This window comes from Streptomyces sp. NPDC059452 (assembly GCF_042750035.1).
Classification (GTDB): domain Bacteria; phylum Actinomycetota; class Actinomycetes; order Streptomycetales; family Streptomycetaceae; genus Streptomyces.
Genome location: NZ_JBHYVE010000002.1, coordinates 211,128 through 227,897 on the forward strand (window position 1 = coordinate 211,128; position 16,770 = coordinate 227,897).

14 protein-coding genes are annotated in these 16,770 nt (G+C 70.1%); 6 read left to right on the forward strand and 8 right to left on the reverse strand.

Features of this window, described 5'->3' with window-relative positions:
- Window positions 1-303: 303 nt before the first annotated feature.
- Window positions 304-1,353 (reverse strand): L-glyceraldehyde 3-phosphate reductase, encoded by a 1,050-nt coding sequence (gene mgrA / locus ACFW9Z_RS03945; RefSeq protein ID WP_384633936.1) that lies wholly within the window; start codon window positions 1,351-1,353, stop codon window positions 304-306.
- Between the two features lie 262 nt (window positions 1,354-1,615).
- Here mgrA and ACFW9Z_RS03950 point away from each other — a divergent pair, with 262 nt between their 5' ends.
- The 4 genes from ACFW9Z_RS03950 (at window position 1,616) to ACFW9Z_RS03965 (ending at window position 6,843) form a co-directional block, all read left to right on the forward strand.
- Entirely contained in the window at window positions 1,616-2,377 is a 762-nt protein-coding gene (locus ACFW9Z_RS03950) for an isoprenyl transferase (protein ID WP_384634603.1), read from the forward strand.
- Between the two features lie 489 nt (window positions 2,378-2,866).
- Window positions 2,867-4,189, forward strand: a complete 1,323-nt coding sequence (locus ACFW9Z_RS03955; RefSeq protein ID WP_384633939.1) for a PhoH family protein — start codon at window positions 2,867-2,869, stop codon at window positions 4,187-4,189.
- A 390-nt stretch (window positions 4,190-4,579) separates the two neighbouring features.
- Window positions 4,580-5,311 carry a transglycosylase SLT domain-containing protein gene (locus tag ACFW9Z_RS03960; protein ID WP_384633942.1) on the forward strand — a complete coding sequence of 244 codons (732 nt, stop codon included), beginning with the start codon at window positions 4,580-4,582 and terminating at the stop codon, window positions 5,309-5,311.
- 146 nt (window positions 5,312-5,457) lie between these two features.
- Complete coding sequence (locus tag ACFW9Z_RS03965; protein ID WP_384633945.1) at window positions 5,458-6,843, forward strand: AI-2E family transporter; 1,386 nt, start codon at window positions 5,458-5,460, stop codon at window positions 6,841-6,843.
- 89 nt (window positions 6,844-6,932) lie between these two features.
- Here the strand turns inward: ACFW9Z_RS03965 and ACFW9Z_RS03970 are convergent, their stop codons facing one another.
- Window positions 6,933-7,469: an alkyl hydroperoxide reductase gene (locus ACFW9Z_RS03970; RefSeq protein WP_384633948.1), complete on the reverse strand. Its 537-nt coding sequence runs from the start codon at window positions 7,467-7,469 to the stop codon at window positions 6,933-6,935.
- Between the two features lie 10 nt (window positions 7,470-7,479).
- Window positions 7,480-8,034, reverse strand: coding sequence for a peroxiredoxin (locus ACFW9Z_RS03975; protein ID WP_003966619.1), 555 nt, complete (start codon window positions 8,032-8,034; stop codon window positions 7,480-7,482).
- Between the two features lie 133 nt (window positions 8,035-8,167).
- Here ACFW9Z_RS03975 and ACFW9Z_RS03980 point away from each other — a divergent pair, with 133 nt between their 5' ends.
- The gene (locus tag ACFW9Z_RS03980; protein WP_384633951.1) at window positions 8,168-9,157 is read left to right on the forward strand and encodes a hydrogen peroxide-inducible genes activator; all 990 of its coding nucleotides are present in this window, start codon (window positions 8,168-8,170) and stop codon (window positions 9,155-9,157) included.
- A 115-nt stretch (window positions 9,158-9,272) separates the two neighbouring features.
- On the opposite strand, the gene ACFW9Z_RS03985 is transcribed toward ACFW9Z_RS03980, so the two are convergent.
- The 5 genes from ACFW9Z_RS03985 to ACFW9Z_RS04005 form a co-directional block, all read right to left on the reverse strand.
- Window positions 9,273-11,666 carry an FtsX-like permease family protein gene (locus tag ACFW9Z_RS03985; protein WP_384633953.1) on the reverse strand — a complete coding sequence of 798 codons (2,394 nt, stop codon included), beginning with the start codon at window positions 11,664-11,666 and terminating at the stop codon, window positions 9,273-9,275.
- On the reverse strand, window positions 11,663-12,349 hold the full coding sequence (locus tag ACFW9Z_RS03990) for an ABC transporter ATP-binding protein (protein WP_384633957.1): 687 nt from the start codon (window positions 12,347-12,349) through the stop codon (window positions 11,663-11,665). The genes ACFW9Z_RS03985 and ACFW9Z_RS03990 overlap by 4 nt, the downstream gene beginning before the upstream one ends.
- Complete coding sequence (locus ACFW9Z_RS03995; RefSeq protein ID WP_384633959.1) at window positions 12,346-12,870, reverse strand: PadR family transcriptional regulator; 525 nt, start codon at window positions 12,868-12,870, stop codon at window positions 12,346-12,348. The genes ACFW9Z_RS03990 and ACFW9Z_RS03995 overlap by 4 nt, the downstream gene beginning before the upstream one ends.
- A 96-nt stretch (window positions 12,871-12,966) precedes the next feature.
- Complete coding sequence (locus tag ACFW9Z_RS04000; protein WP_384633962.1) at window positions 12,967-13,302, reverse strand: hypothetical protein; 336 nt, start codon at window positions 13,300-13,302, stop codon at window positions 12,967-12,969.
- On the reverse strand, window positions 13,299-14,270 hold the full coding sequence (locus tag ACFW9Z_RS04005; RefSeq protein ID WP_384633965.1) for an SPFH domain-containing protein: 972 nt from the start codon (window positions 14,268-14,270) through the stop codon (window positions 13,299-13,301). The genes ACFW9Z_RS04000 and ACFW9Z_RS04005 overlap by 4 nt, the downstream gene beginning before the upstream one ends.
- Window positions 14,271-14,509: 239 nt before the next feature.
- On the opposite strand from ACFW9Z_RS04005, the gene ACFW9Z_RS04010 reads away from it, so the two are divergent.
- Window positions 14,510-16,750, forward strand: a complete 2,241-nt coding sequence (locus ACFW9Z_RS04010; protein ID WP_384633967.1) for a transglycosylase domain-containing protein — start codon at window positions 14,510-14,512, stop codon at window positions 16,748-16,750.
- Window positions 16,751-16,770: the final 20 nt, after the last annotated feature.

The window sequence follows — 16,770 nt, forward strand, 5'->3', positions numbered from 1 at the left end:
ACAGGGACTGTCCTCTACGCCGCGCGGCGGTGCCCGGCCGCGCCCGGCGGCGTCAAGGCGGCGCCGTGCCCCACCCCCTCGATCCCGGGGCCGAATCCGGTCGCGGAAGCGCGGTGCGCAGGGCGTCGGCCATGGTCGGACCCGCTCTCCGTGAAGTCCGGTGAACTCGGAGAGTGATGGTGGAGTGGCGTGGCACGCGACATCACTTACGAAGGGTTATGGTGGAAACCCCCCCTCGGGCCGGTCCGTATCCCCCCCCCCACGGACCGGCCCGTTTTTTGTGCAAGCCCTCCTGAGCGGCCGTCAGCCGCGACCGGCCCAGATGTTCGTCCCCTCGGTGTCCACCGCGAAGGTGTCGATCTCCTCCAGCTCCCCGGCGGTCAGCGGCGGCCCCGCCAGTGCCGCCACGTTCTCCTCCAGCTGCCGCACGCTCGACGCGCCGATCAGCGCCGACGTCATACGGCTGTCCCGCAGCACCCACGCGATGGCCAGCTGGGCGAGCGACTGGCCCCGGCCCCGCGCGATGTCGTCCAGGCCGCGCAGCCGACGCAGGACCTCCTCCGAGAGCAGCCCCGGGTCCAGCGACTTGCCCTGGGTGGCGCGCGAGCCCTCCGGGATGCCCTGGAGGTACTTGCCGGTGAGCAGGCCCTGGGCCAGCGGTACGAAGGAGATGCAGCCCATTCCGGCCGCCTCCAGGGTGTCGAGCAGGCCGTCGTCCTCGATCCAGCGGTTGATCATGGAGTAGGACGGCTGGTGGATCAGGGCGGGGACGCCCATCTCCCGCAGCAGCCCGGCCGCCTCGGCGGTCTGCTCCGCGTTGTACGAGGAGACGCCCGCGTACAGCGCCTTGCCCTGCCGCACGGCGGACGCCAGCGCGCCCATCGTCTCCTCCAGCGGGGTGTGCGGGTCGAAGCGGTGTGAGTAGAAGATGTCGACGTACTCCACGCCCATCCGCTTGAGGGATGCGTCGAGCGAGGACAGCAGGTATTTACGGGAGCCCCACTCCCCGTAGGGCCCGGAGTGCATCAGATATCCGGCCTTGGTGGAAATGACCAGCTCGTCCCGGTATGGGGCGAAGTCCTGCGCGAAGAGTTTGCCGAAGTTGAGCTCGGCCGATCCGGGCGGCGGTCCGTAGTTGTTGGCCAGGTCGAAATGCGTCACCCCGAGATCGAAGGCGCGGCGCAGGATCGCCCGCTGGGAGTCGAGCGTCCGGTCGTCCCCGAAGTTGTGCCACAGGCCCAGGGAGAGGGCGGGCAGCTTGAGGCCGCTGCGTCCGGTGCGGCGGTACTCCATGGAGTCGTAGCGCGTGTCGGCGGCACGGTAGGAGAGGTCGGGGGAGAGGTAATCAGTCACTTTCCCTCCTTATCACGGAGTTGTGACAGACCGGGTTGGGTGCCCGTGACCCGATCGCAGTAATGTGGCGGCTTCGGGGAATGCCGATGTGCGGCGCGGCTCATGCCCGCCTGGACCTGCGCGGACTCGCGCGGACCTGTGCGGATGGACCGGACCGGGCCGTGCGCACTGTGCGGCGCTCCCCTCGCGGGGGTGGACCCCGGACCCCCGGCGACGGGGAGGACGGGCCCCGGGCCCGTACGGAACCGAGAGGGTGAACTCAGTGAACTTCCGCGACCTGGTGTACAGGCTCTACGCGCGCCGGGTGGAAGGCCGCCTGGACCACGACCAGGTGCCGAAGCACATCGGGGTCATCCTCGACGGCAACCGCCGGTGGGCGAAGGCGTCCGGCGGCTCGGCCGTGCAGGGCCACCAGGCGGGCGCGGACAAGATCTCCGAGATGCTCGGCTGGTGCAGCGAGACGGATGTCGAGGTCGTCACCCTCTGGATGCTGTCCACGGACAACTTCGACCGGCCCGAGCACGAGCTGAAACCGCTCCTCGGCATCATCGAGAACACCGTCCGCAACCTTGCCGCCGACGGCCGGTGGCGCGTCCACCACGTGGGCACGCTCGACCTGCTGCCCGCCGAGACACAGACGGTGCTCAAGGAGGCCGAGCAGTCGACCTCCCACGTCGACGGGATAATCGTCAATGTCGCCGTCGGCTACGGCGGCCGCCAGGAGATCGCGGACGCGGTGCGCTCGCTCCTCCTGGAGCACTCGGAGAAGGGCACCAGCTTCGAGGAGCTGGCCGAGATCGTCTCCACCGACCTGATCTCCGAGCACCTCTACACCCGGGGGCAGCCCGACCCCGACCTCGTGATCCGTACCAGCGGGGAGCAGCGCCTGTCGGGCTTCATGCTCTGGCAGAGCGCCCACTCGGAGTACTACTTCTGCGAGGTCTTCTGGCCGGCCTTCCGCAAGGTCGACTTCCTGCGGGCACTGCGCGACTACGCCGCCCGCCACCGACGCTACGGCGCCTGACTCGGACCGGACACCGCTCGATCCGGCTGACCCGGACCGGACACCGCTCGATCCGCCTGATTCCGGCCGGACACCTCGATCCGGCTGATCCCGGCCGGACACGGTCTCCTCGGGTTCTTCACCTTCTTCACCCGCGTTCCCCGATGACTCCCCTCCTCACAGGGGAGTCATCGCGCGTCCACCGGGACTTCTCCACACCGTGTCATATGCAGCGGCATGGCTTCGGGCCGAACAGGGAATACCCCTGACAGGTCGACATCCGGTCACCAACCAGGCGGATGTCGCATCCAAGTGAGCGGCACCCAGTCCGCTCGCCCGGGAGGCCCTTTGCACACGAAGGACCGTAGACGCAGTCAGCCTGCGGCCGACGCGGAGGCCGTGGTCCGGCCCGCGCACAGGGCCCGATCCCGGTCCGTCCTCTCCCTTCGGGAAGCTCCGCGACCGTTTTTGTCGCACTCCCCGACCTCGTCCGAGGGGGTACGTCCTTCCGTGGTGACCAGTAGCAAGCGCCGCATGCCCGACAGGCGCACATACGTTCTCGACACCAGCGTCCTGCTGGCCGATCCCGGTGCCATGTCCCGCTTCGACGAGCACGAAGTCGTGCTGCCGATCGTGGTGGTCACGGAGCTGGAGGCCAAGCGGCACCATCCGGAGCTCGGATACTTCGCCCGGCAGGCCCTGCGCCTGCTGGACGACTTCCGCATCCGGTACGGCCGGCTGGACGCCCCGATCCCGCTCGGGGATCTGGGCGGGACGCTCCGGGTCGAACTCAACCACTCCGACCCGGGTGTCCTGCCCGCCGGATACCGGCTGGGGGACAACGACTCGCGCATCCTCGCGGTCGCCCGCAACCTCCAGGCGGAGGGGTACGACGTCACGGTCGTCTCCAAGGACCTGCCCCTGCGGATCAAGGCCTCCTCGGTCGGCCTCCTCGCCGAGGAGTACCGGGCCGAACTGGCCATCACCGATTCCGGCTGGACCGGAATGACCGAACTGCCCCTCTCCGGGGAGCAGGTCGACCTCCTCTTCACCGAGGAGACGCTGTACGTCCCCGAGGCCGCCGAGCTGCCCGTCCACACCGGCCTGGTCCTCCAGTCCGAGCGCGGCAAGGCGCTCGGCCGGGTCACGGCCGAGGGCAATGTGCGGCTCGTGCGGGGCGACCGGGAGGCCTTCGGCATCCACGGCCGCAGCGCCGAGCAGCGGATCGCCCTCGATCTGCTCCTCGACCCGGACGTCGGCATCGTCTCGCTGGGCGGCCGGGCGGGCACCGGAAAGTCGGCGCTGGCCCTCTGCGCCGGTCTGGAGGCGGTGCTGGAGCGCCAGCAGCACAAGAAGGTGATGGTCTTCCGGCCGCTGTACGCGGTCGGCGGCCAGGAGCTCGGCTATCTCCCCGGCAGCGAGGCCGAGAAGATGAGCCCCTGGGCGCAGGCGGTCTTCGACACGCTCTCGGCGGTCGCCGGGCGCGAGGTCATCGAGGAGGTGCTCGGGCGCGGGATGCTGGAGGTCCTGCCGCTCACCCACATCCGGGGCCGCTCGCTCCACGACGCCTTCGTGATCGTGGACGAGGCGCAGTCGCTCGAACGGAACGTCCTGCTGACCGTGTTGTCCCGGATCGGGGCGAATTCACGCGTGGTGCTCACCCATGACGTGGCCCAGCGGGACAACCTCCGGGTCGGCCGGTACGACGGAGTCGTCGCCGTGGTCGAGAAGCTGAAGGGCCATCCGCTCTTCGCCCATGTGACGCTCACGCGTTCGGAGCGTTCGCAGATCGCCGCACTGGTGACCGAAATGCTGGAGGAAGGCCACATCTGACCCGCATGTCCTGTTGATGCCGTCCGGCGAGCCAAGGAGCTTAGCCGGGCGGCATCGTGTTGCGCCGTCATTTCCGCGGATCCAATGGTCCAAACGGTGTGTGACCTTTCCCACTCGGCACAGAATTGCCCTGTGGCGGCCGCGTCCGGCAGAGTCTTGCTTCCGTCAGGCCCCGCATACGGCACTTGGGCACCTCCAGAGGCGCCACGCACCACACAACTCCACACAAGACCGCCCGTATGCCGCCCGCGAGCACCACGCGGCAGCCTCCTCAGCGGGGTTGCCCAACGGGCCCGTGCCTCCCGTGACCCATGCAGTAGGGAGGCCAGTGCCAGGGGCACGATTGCGCCCGCGAGGTCACCTAAGCGGGCGATGCTGGAAGGACACCATGTGAGCCGGATCTCGGTCCGGGGGTTCGCCGTGGCATCTGCCACCGCGGTCACCACCGTAGGCGCCGTCGTAGGCGTTGCTGCGGGCGGCGCACCTGCCGCCGACGACAACAACTTCGAGGCGGCCGCAGCCGACACCACGCTGCTCGCAGACATCCCCACGGGCCAGCAGGCCCAGGTGCAGATCGCTTCGCTGACGCAGCAGGCCGATGCCCAGGCATCCGCCGCCGACGCCGCCGCGAAGAAGTCGGCCGAGGAGTCCGCCCGTATCCAGGCCGCCAAGGACGCCAAGTCCAAGAAGCAGGCGGCCGAGGAGCGGGTCGAGGCCGAGCGCCTGGCCGCCGAGAAGGCGGCGAAGGAGAAGAAGGAGAAGGAAGAGGCCGAGCGCGCCAGCCGGTCCTCCGTCCGCGACGCCTCCTCGTTCGCCGCGCAGGGCTCGTACACCGTGGCCCAGGTCCAGGCGATGGCCCGTCAGATGGTCCCCGCCGACCAGTTCCAGTGCTTCAGCAACATCGTGAACCACGAGTCGACCTGGAACTACCGCGCGGTCAACCCGTCCTCCGGTGCGTACGGACTGATGCAGGCCCTTCCGGGCCACAAGATGTCCTCCGCCGGTGCCGACTGGCAGACCAACCCGGCCACCCAGATCAAGTGGGGCCTCAGCTACATGGACAGCCGCTACGGCTCCCCGTGCGGCGCCTGGTCCTTCTGGCAGGCCAATAAGTGGTACTAAAGGCCGACGGGGTCCGGGAAACGGACCCCGCCCCGGCTCCGTGAAGCCCCCCACCGCGCACGCGGTGGGGGGCTTCACGCGTGTACGGTCGCATCCGGCGACCCATGTCGGCGCTGGGGAGCGAAGACGGGGGAAGGGAAAGAGACATGTCGAAACTACCGGGCTGGCTGGGCCGCTTCGGGTCCGAACTGACGGAGCTGGGCGCACGCCTGGAAGAGCGCCGGGCGCGCGCCGTCGAGGAAAGCGACCCCCTCGGGGACGTCGTGCCCCCCGTGGTTCCGGAGGCGCAGGTGCCCGCGCCGCCCTCGTACGCCCCCTCCGTCGCCGCCAAGCCCGATCCGGTCGCGGCGATTCCGTGGGGGATGCGGGTCGCGGCCGAGGCAGGCTGGCGGCTGCTCGTCCTCGCGGGGACCCTCTGGGTGCTGATGCAGGTGATCACCGCCGTCCAGCTCGTGGTGCTCGCCTTCTCCGCCGCGCTGCTCATCACCGCGATGCTCCAGCCGACCGTGGTGCGGCTCAAGCGGATCGGACTGCCGCACGGGCTCGCCACCGCCGTGACCGGGGTGCTCGGGTTCGTCATCATCGGCCTGGTCGGCTGGTTCGTCGTGTGGCAGGTGATGGAGAACCTCGACACGCTCTCCGACCGGGTCCGCGACGGCATCGACGAGTTGAAGCGCTGGCTGCTGGACAGCCCCTTCCATGTCACCGAGTCGCAGATCAACGACATCGCCAAGAACCTCAACGACACCATCGGCACCAACACGGAGGAGATCACCTCCGCCGGGCTCCAGGGCGTCACCTTCATGGTGGAGTTCCTCACCGGCCTGCTGCTGGCGATGTTCTCCACGATCTTCCTGCTCTACGACGGCCGGCGGATCTGGGAGTGGTCGCTCAGGCTGGTGCCCGCCGCCGCCCGCCCCGGAGTCGCCGGTGCCGGTCCGCGCGCCTGGCGCACCCTGACCGCCTATGTGCGGGGCACGGTGCTCGTCGCCCTGATCGACGCCATCTTCATCGGCCTCGGGCTCTACTTCCTCAATGTGCCGCTCGCGGTGCCGCTGGCCGTCTTCATCTTCCTGTTCGCCTTCATCCCGCTGGTCGGTGCGGTGGTCTCCGGAGCGCTGGCGGTGGTCGTCGCGCTCGTCACCGAAGGGGTGTGGACCGCGCTGTGGGCGCTGGTGGTGGTCCTGGCGGTGCAGCAGATCGAGGGCCATATCCTCCAGCCGTTCATCCTCGGCCGGGCGGTGCGGGTCCACCCGCTGGCCGTGGTCCTCGCGGTGGCGACGGGCGGCCTGGTCGCGGGCATCGGCGGCGCGGTGGTCGCCGTACCGCTGGTCGCCGTGATCAATACGGTGGTCGGCTATCTCCGGTCGTACGGTGCCTCCGTCCCGGTCGGCGGACAGCACGGGGCCACCGCGCTGGGCGCCCCGACGTCATCACCGGCACCGGCCACGGCACGACCGGGCGGCCCGGACGAACCGGGCGCCGAGCCCGCACCACCGCCGGCCGCACCACCGGAACCGCCGGAGAAGTAGGCGTACGGAACGGGAGAACGGAAAAGAAGAGCCCCGCGGACGGTCGGTCGTCCGCGGGGCTCTTCCTCAGTATCAGGGGTGGTGCGGTGTCACTGCTCGGCGAGTACGGCCTCGGCGTCGAGGGTCACACCGACCGCCTGGATCACCGAAGCGACCTTGACGGCTTCCTGGATCGTCTCCCGGTCCACACCGGCCTTGCGGAGCACCTGCTCGTGGGAGTCCAGGCACTGGCCGCAGCCGTTGATCGCGGAGACGGCGAGCGACCACAGCTCGAAGTCGACCTTCTCCACGCCCGGGTTGCCGATGACGTTCATCCGCAGGCCCGCGCGGAGCGTGCCGTACTCCGGGTCCGACAGCAGGTGCCGGGTCCGGTAGAAGACGTTGTTCATCGCCATGACGGCGGCCGCCGACTTCGCCGCGGTGTACGCCTCGGGCGACAGGTTGGCCTTCGCCTCGGGCTCCAGCTCGCGCAGCACCTTCGGCGAGCGCGAGGCGATCGCGCAGGCCAGCACGGTGCCCCACAGCTGCTGCTTGGGGAGGTCGCTGTTGCCGATGACCGAGCCGAGGTTCAGCTTCAGGTCCTTGGCGAAGTCCGGTACGGCGGACTTGAGTTCGTCGAGAGCCATGGTTATCGGATCACTCGCCCGAGAGGAGCGCGACCGGGTCGAGGGTGTTCTCGCCCTTGGTCCAGTTGCACGGGCACAGCTCGTCGGTCTGCAGGGCGTCCAGGACCCGCAGGACCTCCTTGGGGTTACGGCCCACGGAACCGGCGGTCACCATCGTGAACTGGATCTCGTTGTTCTGGTCGACGATGAAGACGGCGCGCTGGGCGAAGCCGTCCTCGCCCTCGATGCCGAGGTCACGCATGAGCTCGTGCTTCGAGTCGGCCAGCATCGGGAAGGGCAGGTCGGTCAGGTCCGGGTGGTCCTTGCGCCAGGCGTGGTGCACGAACTCGGAGTCACCGGAGAAGCCGAGGATCTGGGCGTCACGGTCGGCGAACTCCTCGTTCAGCTTGCCGAAGGCGGCGATCTCGGTGGGGCACACGAAGGTGAAGTCCTTCGGCCACGCGAAGACGATCTTCCACTTGCCCTCGTAGGTCTTGTGGTTGATCTGCTCGAACTCCTTGCCGCTCTCCAGCGAAACACAAGCAGTCAGGTCGAACTCGGGGAACTTGTCACCGACAGTGAGCACGCGCTCTCCTTGCAACGTCTGGAACTCCCCTTTTGAGGGAGTTCCTGAGGGTTGGACGAGATCCACCTTGGCACAGAGTGCATTGATCAGGGAAATAGCTACACTCGGTCGTGATGATCGGAGGTGCCTATCAGTGGCGCAGGGAAAACAGGGCATACGCCCGAAGCAGTCCGGTAAGTCGGCCGCCAAGCAGCCCAGCCTGTCGCAGTTGCGAGCCTTCGCGGCCGTGGCGGAACATCTGCACTTCCGGGACGCGGCGGCCGCAATCGGGATGAGTCAGCCGGCACTCTCCGGAGCCGTCTCCGCCCTGGAGGAGGCACTGGGTGTCCAGCTCATCGAGCGTACGACGCGCAAGGTGCTGCTCTCGCCCGCGGGGGAGCGGCTCGCGGTGCGGACCGGCGTCGTGCTGGAGGCCGTCGCGGCGCTGATGGAGGAGGCGGAGGCGGCCCGGGCGCCGTTCACGGGGGTGCTCCGGCTCGGGGTGATCCCGACTGTCGCCCCGTATCTGCTGCCCACCGTGCTCCGGCTGGTCCATGACCGCTACCCGGACCTCGACCTCCAGGTCCACGAGGAGCAGACCTCCTCCCTGCTGGAGGGGCTCGCCGCCGGACGGCTGGACCTGCTGCTCCTCGCCGTGCCGCTCGGGGTGCCGGGGGTGAGCGAGCTGCCCCTGTTCGACGAGGACTTCGTGCTGGTCATGGAGCAGGACCACTGGCTGGGCGGCCGGGCCGACATCCCGCGCGAGGCGCTGCGGGAGCTGCCGCTGCTCCTGCTGGACGAGGGCCACTGCCTGCGCGACCAGGCCCTGGACATCTGCCGGGAGGCCGGGCGTACGGAGGGGGCGCCGGTCACCACGACCGCCGCCGGGCTCTCCACCCTCGTGCAACTGGTGGCGGGCGGGCTCGGGGTGACGCTGCTGCCGCGTACGGCGGTGACCGTGGAGACCGGGCGCAACGACGCCCTGGCCACCGGGTACTTCGCCCACCCGGCGCCCACCCGGCGGGTGGCGCTGGCGATGCGGGCCGGGTCGGCGCGGGGCGGCGAGTTCGAGGAGTTCGCCGCCGCGCTGCGGGGGGCGATGGAGCCGCTTCCGGTCCGGGTGGTGGACGCGCCGGAAGGGTGAGGGGGCGGCCGGTGCGGCCGGACTCCGTCCGCCCGGAGCCGGGTGGAGACAGCGCGGTGCGGCCGGAAGGGCTTGTGCTTTCTTCCGGCCGCACCCCGCGTGGTCCCTGCTCCCGCTACTCCGTCCGCAGTCCGTCCGGCCGCATCAGCCGCCACAGTGAGGGCATCGACGCCGCCGTCACCAGCAGGATCAGCCCCGCGCCGACCCCCGTCAGCGGCAGGAACAGCCACCAGTCGGAGACGGACTTCGCGATCATCCAGGCGAGTGTGGCGCCCAGCCCGAGCCCGCCCACGACCGCGACCACCAGGCCGAGGAGGACCGGGACGGCGGTCTGCCACAGCACCGACCAGCCCATCGTCGTACGCCGGGTGCCGAAGGCGACCAGCACCGACAGCAGCCGCTTGCGCTCGCGCAACTGCTCCACCTGGGAGACCAGCATCGAGGCGGCGATCAGCAGCAGCACCACACTCGCCCCGACCTTGAGCCCGGTCTGGATGCTGTCGTACTGCCGGTCGCGCTCCACCGAGTCCAGGGTGACGAAGCGCATCCCGGGGTCGACGCGGGCCGCCGTGTTCCGTACGTGCTCGGCGACGTCCGGCACGCTCCGGTCGACCCGGATCTGGGCGGTGATCTGCGCGCCGGGCAGCGTACTCGCGTCGACCGCGCCGGTGGTGGCCATGATCCCGTAGTGCGTGTTGCCCATCGGGTCCTTGCGGCCCTGCACGGTGCGGGCGTCGGCGGGCAGGGTCCACCGCACCGGCTCCCCCTCCCCGGAGCCGACCTCGACCACCTTGCCCTTGCGGGCCGTCCGGTCGACCCAGGAGGACATGTCCTTGTCGCCCGGCGGGTGGACGACGAAGGTGTCGCCGTCCTCGCAGGCGGTGATCCGGGCCAGCTCGCGCAGGGTCTCGCAGGTGCCGATGATCAGCGAGGTGGTGGGCGGGATGTCGTCGTCGGCGTAGACGCCGGGCTTGGACGCGTACGCCTGCACCGAGCCGATCACCACGTCCACGCCCTTGGTGGCGCGGAACTGCTCGATGGCCGAGGTGGCCGCCTCGCCGGTGACGTCCTCCGAATACGCGGCGAACTGGGCCCGGGTGGGGTCCTGGCCGGTCACCCGGTTGAAGTCGGCGTTCATCGCCGCGAACAGCATCTGAAGGGCGATCGCCCCCGCCACCGCCACCGTGACCCCGCTGACCGCGCGGGACGCGGCCCCGCTGTTCAGCTGGAGCCTGCGCACGGCCAGTTGCCAGGGCACCGGACCGCCGCGCAGCCGCTTCACGCAGGCCTCGACCAGCCAGGGCAGCAGCAGGGCGAGACCGACCAGCACCAGCACGGCCCCGGCCGCGATCGGGAACGGCTTCACGGGCTCGTACGCGTACTCGTCGATCCGGCCGGTGATCCCGAGCACCGCCAGACCCGCGAGGGGCATGAGCAGCCGCCACCAGAGCCGGCGGCCCCGGTCCTTCCCCCGGCGTACGACACCGAGCGGCTCGATCACCACCGAGCGCATCGCGACCAGCGTGACGAGCACGGCGGTCAGCGGCACCGCGACCGTGATCAGCAGGGCCAGCAGCGGATCGGGCACCACGTCGGCCGGGAACGCGCTGACGTCCCAGACCTCCACCGTGCCGACGAACCCCCGCCCCACCAGGAAGAAGGCCAGCCCGAGCAGCAGCCCGAGCACAGCGCCGAACAGCGCTTCCCCGGCGGCGATGCGCCGGGTGGTACGGATGTCCGCGCCGACCAGCCGCAGCGCGGCGAGCCTGCGGTCGCGCCGGTCGCCGCCGAACCGCACGGCGGTGGCGATGAAGATGGCGACCGGCACCAGCAGCACGACACAGACCATGACGGTCAGCACGACCAGCAGCGGCGGGAGCTCGTCGGCCGGGCGGTGGGCCCCGTATCCGGAGACCCGCTCGGCGCCGACGGCGGGCGTCAGGGTGTCGCTGCCCGCGTAGTAGAACAGCTCGTTGGGCGAGCGCAGCCCGGCGTCACCGATCGTGCCGGTGATCTCGTACGGCAGCCGCTCGCGCAGCAGTTCGTTGCCGGGCGCCGCGAGCAGCTCCTTCAGCGCGGGGGAGACCACCATCTCGTCCGGCCCGGGGAAGCGGGCGACCCCCGGCGGGCGGACGGGCGCCGGACCGTCGGCGCGCAGCAGGCGGCCGGTGATGCTGCGGTCGTGGTACTCGGTGCTCGTGTCGAGCCGCAGCACCGAGGTGTCCGACTTCGTCGAGCTCTCGGCGGAGACCTTCACCTCGCTGCGGGCCTGGTCGCGCGTGGAGCGTTCGTCCAGCATGTGCGGTACGGAGGAGGCGAGCAGCAGCAACGCGACCCCGAGGCCGACGCCGACCGCCGTCAGCAGCGTACGGATCCAGCCCTCGCGGCCCCCGGCGGCGGCGAACCGGATGCCGAGGCCGAGGTCCCGGAGGGTGGCCGAGCCGCGCGAGGGCGGGGCCGGGCGAGGGGCTTGTGCCACCGGGGCCCGGCTCTTGTCGAGCAGCGTCATACGGAGTGCTCCAGATCGCGGGCCCGGCCGTCGCGCACGGTGACGTCACGGTCGGAGTAGGCGGCGACCCGGGCTTCGTGGGTGACCAGGACGACCGCGACGTTGGAGGAGCGGGCGGCCTCGGTGAGCAGCTCCATCACCCGCTCACCGTTGAGGGAGTCCAGGGCACCGGTCGGCTCGTCGGCGAAGATGACCCTGGGCGATGCCGCCAGGGCGCGCGCCACGGCGACGCGCTGGCCCTGCCCGCCGGAGACCTCGCCGGGACGCTTGGCGCCCAGGTCGTCGACCTCCAGCCGCTCCATCCACTCCCGGGCGGTCCGCTCGGCGGCCTTGCGCTTCACCCCGTTCAGCCGCATCGGCAGGGCCACGTTCTCCACGCAGGTCAGCTCCGGCACGAGCTGGCCGAACTGGAAGACGAAGCCGAACTCGCTGCGGCGCAGGGCGCTGCGCTCGGCGTCCGACATCGCGGACAGCTCGCGGCCCGCGTAGGTGATGGTGCCGGAGTCCGGGGTGATGATCCCGGCCAGACAGTGCAGCAGGGTCGACTTGCCGGAGCCGGAGGGGCCCATCACGGCGACGACCTCGCCGGGGTGCACGGAGAACGAGGCGCCGTCCAGGGCGGGCGTCGAGCCGTAGGTCTTGCGCAGGTCGTGTGCGGAGAGCAGGGAGCCTTCGGGGGTCATGCGGTCACCACCTTGGCGAGCTGGCCGAGACGGGCGGCGGTCAGTTCCAGCCAGCGCAGATCGGCTTCCAGATGGAAGAGCGCGTGATCGCAGATGAGCTGGTCGGCGAGGTCGCCCTTGCGCTTGCGGTCGGTGAGGATGCGCATCATCCGCAGGTGCTCCGAGCGCTGGGAGTCCAGCAGGTCGGCCGCGCTGCGGTCGGTGAGGAGGGCGAGGACGACCTTGGTGTAGAGCGTCGACTGGAGGTACGGCTCCGGCTTCTCGGGCTGCATGAGCCACCGTGAGACGTCGGTGATCCCGGCGTCGGTGATGGCGTACCGCTTGCGCTCGGGCCCCCCTTCGCTCTCTATGCCGTCGACCTCCACGAGCCCGTTCTTCAGGAGCCGGGACATCGTCGAGTAGACCTGGCCGTAGTGGAGCGGGCGGTCCTGGCCGAACTTCTCGTCGAAGGTCCGCTTGAGGTCGTAGCCGTGGCGGGGGCCGGATTCCAGGAGCCCTAGGAGGGTGTGACCGATAGACATGAGAAACACTGTACACGGTGTGTATACCTCGTGTGTATACGAGGCCGAAAGGCGCCCCCGGCCCATGGAATCGGCAGTGGCGGGGCCGGGGGCTCTCTACGCGCCGGGCCCCGGCGGAGCCTCGGGCTCCTCCGGCGGGCGACGCTCCGGTGGGCGGCCTTCCGGCGGGCGCTCCTCCGGTAGGCGGCCCTCCGGCGGCCGTTTCGGTGGCCGCCCCCGGCGGGCGATCGGCGCCGCGGAGCCCGGCAGCCGCCCCGTCTCCTTCAGTGCCCGGCGCAGCAGGAACTCGATCTGCGCGTTGGTGCTGCGCAGCTCGTCGGAGGCCCAGCGGGCCAGCGCGTCGTGCACCGCGGGGTCCAGCCGCAGCAGCATCTGCTTGCGCTGCTGCGGCCCGGACGCCGGCGTCCGCCGGGGAGGTGTCTGGCCGGTCACTGGTAGAGGCTGCCCGTGTTGAGGACCGGCTGCGCCGCGCGGTCACCGCACAGCACCACCATCAGATTGCTGACCATGGCGGCCTTCCGTTCGGAGTCCAGCTCCACGATGTCCTGCTCGGCGATCCGCTCCAGGGCCATCTCGACCATGCCCACCGCGCCCTCCACGATCAGCTGACGGGCCGCGACGACCGCGCCGGCCTGCTGGCGCTGGAGCATGGCGGAGGCGATCTCGGGGGCGTACGCGAGGTGGCTGAAACGGGACTCGATGATCAGGACGCCCGCCGCCTGCACCCGGGCGGTCAGCTCGGCGGCCAGCTTCTCGGTGATCTCCTCCGCGTTGCCGCGCAGCGAGAGGCCGTCCTCCTCGTGGGCGTCGTACGGGTACTCGATCGCGATGTGCCGGACGGCCGCCTCGGTCTGGGTGGCGACGAACTCCAGGAAGTCGTCGACCTCGAAGAGGGCCTGGGCGGTGTCCTCGACCTTCCAGACGACGATGCAGGCCAGTTCGATCGGGTTGCCGTAGGCGTCGTTGACCTTGAGGACGGGGGTCTCGTGGTTGCGGATCCGGGTGGAGATCTTCTGGCTGCTGGTCAGCGGGTTGATCCAGCGCAGCCCGTCGGTGCGGATGGTGCCGACGTACCGCCCGAAGAGCTGGATCACCCGGGCCTCACCGGGAGCGACCATCTTCACACCGCTCATGCAGAAGAAGGAGGTGAGGGTGAGGAGCGGTCCGAGGATGAGGAAGGTGACGCCGACGGCGGTGGCGCCGCTCCCGTTGAGCACCGCGCCGCCGATGATCAGGCCGATCCCCGCGAGCACCCCGAGCACCGTCAGGAGCAGCCCGATGCCGCCCGGTATCGAGTGCGCGGCGACTTCCCTGACCTGCGGGGCGGGCATGTCGGGGGCGTCGATGGTGAGCTCCGCCGCCGGAGCGTCCGGGCGGTGGTCGTCGTGCTGTCCGGTCATGGGATCCCCCGTTCCGTGCGGCCTGTGCCGCGCTAGCAATGTGATTCCACATTATCGGATGTCGCAACCTTGCGCACCCCTGATGAGTCGGTTCCCAGGGGAGCGGGTGCTGATTGTCACGTCCGTAAAAGACTGGATCGCTTGCCTTTTGTCCCTGCCGACGGTGTTAGCTGGCAGGTCTGAGTGGACTGGGTGAACCGAGCGGGCCGGTCGAGCAGAGAAGCGGGAGCAACACAGCAATGGGTCGAGCGGATGAGCGACGGGCTCAGGCGCGAGGATCGCGCCGGGCCGCGAAGAAGGGCGGCATACGCAGATTCTTCACCTGGAAGAAGATGCTGGGCACGTTCTTCGGGATCGTCCTGCTGGGCATGGGCGCCTTCCTCGCGCTCTACTTCTACGTCCCGGTCCCCGCCCCCAACGTCATGGCGGAGCGGCAGAGCAACGTCTACAAGTACAGCGACGGCACGGTCCTCGCCCGGTCCAACAACGGCGTCAACCGCCAGATCGTGGACCTGTCCCAGGTGCCCGAGCCGGTGCAGCGGACCTTCGTCGCCGCGGAGAACAAGACCTTCTACAAGGACCAGGGCGTCGACCTCAAGGGCACGACCCGCGCTCTGTTCAACACGCTCAGCGGCAAGGGCAAGCAGGGTGGCTCGACCATCACCCAGCAGTACGTGAAGAACTACTACCTGACCCAGGACCCCACCATCAGCCGCAAGGTCCAGGAACTGGTGATCTCGCTCAAGGTCGACCAGAAGCAGTCCAAGGAGCAGATCCTCGCCGGGTACATCAACACCGCCTACTACGGTCGCGGCGCCAGCGGCATCCAGGCGGCCGCCCAGGCGTACTACGGCATCGACGCCAAGGACCTGAACGTCTCCCAGGGCGCCTACCTCGCCTCCCTCCTCCAGGCCCCCAGCCAGTACGACTGGGCCACCGCCACCCCCACCAGCAAGACCCTGGTCAAGGAGCGCTGGGCCTACACCCTGCGCAACATGGTCGAGATGGGGTGGCTGGAGGAGTCCGAGCGCGCCGAGCAGAAGTTCCCCTACCCGCAGAAGCCCAAGCCCGCCAAGGGCATGGAGGGCCAGACCGGCTATCTGGTCGAGGCGGTCAACAAGGAGCTGGACAAGCAGGGCATCTCCGCCGAGGACCGTGAGGCGGGCGGCTGGACGTTCACCCTCACCATCGACAAGAAGCGCCAGCAGGCGCTGGAGAAGTCGGTGGACAAGGAGCTGGAGTCCAAGCTCGACCGCGAGGGCAACAAGATCGACGCCACCGTCCAGGCCGGTGCGACCTCGGTCGACCCGAAGACCGGCAAGGTCGTCGCGCTGTACGGCGGCGAGGACTACGTCAAGCACTACATCAGCAACGCCACCCGCCAGGACTACCAGCCGGCCTCCACCTTCAAGCCGCTGGTGCTCGCCGCCGCCCTGGAGAACGAGTCGAAGACCCAGGACGGCAGCCTGATCGGGCTGAACACGATCTACGACGGCACCAGCAAGCGGCCCGTCGTCGGCAGCGACACCCCGTTCAACCCGCAGAACGAGGACGACCGGAGCTACGGCCCGATCTCCGTCCAGAAGGCGATGAACAGCTCGGTCAACTCCGTCTTCGCGCAGATGATCGTGGACGTGACGCCCGCCGCCACCAAGAAGACCGCGCTCGCCCTCGGCGTACCGGACAAGAACTTCCCCGAGCGCCCCGCCGTCACCCTCGGCACCATGAACGCCTCGACCTGGGACATGGCGGGCGTCTACGCGACCCTCGACAACCACGGCCGCAAGGTCACCCCGCACATCCTCCAGTCCGCCGAGCACCGCGCCCGTACGGTGAAGCCGGAGGCGCCCAAGCAGCAGCAGGTGATCAGCCGCGCGTCGGCCGACACCGTGACCTCCGCGCTCACCGGGGTCGTCCAGTCCGGCTCCGGCCGCGCCGCCAGTACCCCCGCCTACCAGGCGGCGGGCAAGACGGGCACATCCGAGGAGAACAAGTCGGCCTGGTTCGCCGGGTACACCCCCGAGCTGACCACGGTCGTCGCCCTCTTCGGCGAGGCCGACGGCGGACGCAGGCAGGTCTCCCTGACCGGTACGGCCAACTCCGGCCGGGCCAACGGCGGCGGCTTCCCGGCCCGGATCTGGGCGGACTACACCCTCGGCGCCCTCGGCGGCGGCTCGGACGCGAAGTTCGACCTCCAGGACGTGGAGCGCGGCGAGGTCCCCGCACCGCCCACCCCGTCGGAGACCCCCTCGGAGGAGCCCACCCCGACCGAGGAGCCCACCCCGTCCGAGACGCCGTCCGAGCCCACCCCGAGCGAGAAGCCCACCGAGACCCCCTCGGAGCCCTCGCTCCCGCCGACCAGCTCCCCGCCGCCCGTCACCCCGCCCACCAAGACCCAGACCCCGGAGCTGCCGCCGACGCCCGGGGAGAGCGACGGGCAGCCGGGCGAGCGGCCCGGCGTGGGAGCACCCGGGGAGTGACCCCGCGCGGATGAGGGGAG

Coding starts and splice junctions, on each gene's coding strand:
- ACFW9Z_RS03990 (WP_384633957.1), bottom strand. CDS start 12,349: ATGACCCCCGAAGGCTCCCTGCTCTCCGCACACGACCTGCGCAAGACC.
- ACFW9Z_RS03970 (WP_384633948.1), bottom strand. CDS start 7,469: ATGGCTCTCGACGAACTCAAGTCCGCCGTACCGGACTTCGCCAAGGAC.
- ACFW9Z_RS03965 (WP_384633945.1), top strand. CDS start 5,458: ATGTCGAAACTACCGGGCTGGCTGGGCCGCTTCGGGTCCGAACTGACG.
- ACFW9Z_RS04005 (WP_384633965.1), bottom strand. CDS start 14,270: ATGACCGGACAGCACGACGACCACCGCCCGGACGCTCCGGCGGCGGAG.
- ACFW9Z_RS04010 (WP_384633967.1), top strand. CDS start 14,510: ATGGGTCGAGCGGATGAGCGACGGGCTCAGGCGCGAGGATCGCGCCGG.
- ACFW9Z_RS03985 (WP_384633953.1), bottom strand. CDS start 11,666: ATGACGCTGCTCGACAAGAGCCGGGCCCCGGTGGCACAAGCCCCTCGC.
- ACFW9Z_RS03995 (WP_384633959.1), bottom strand. CDS start 12,870: ATGTCTATCGGTCACACCCTCCTAGGGCTCCTGGAATCCGGCCCCCGC.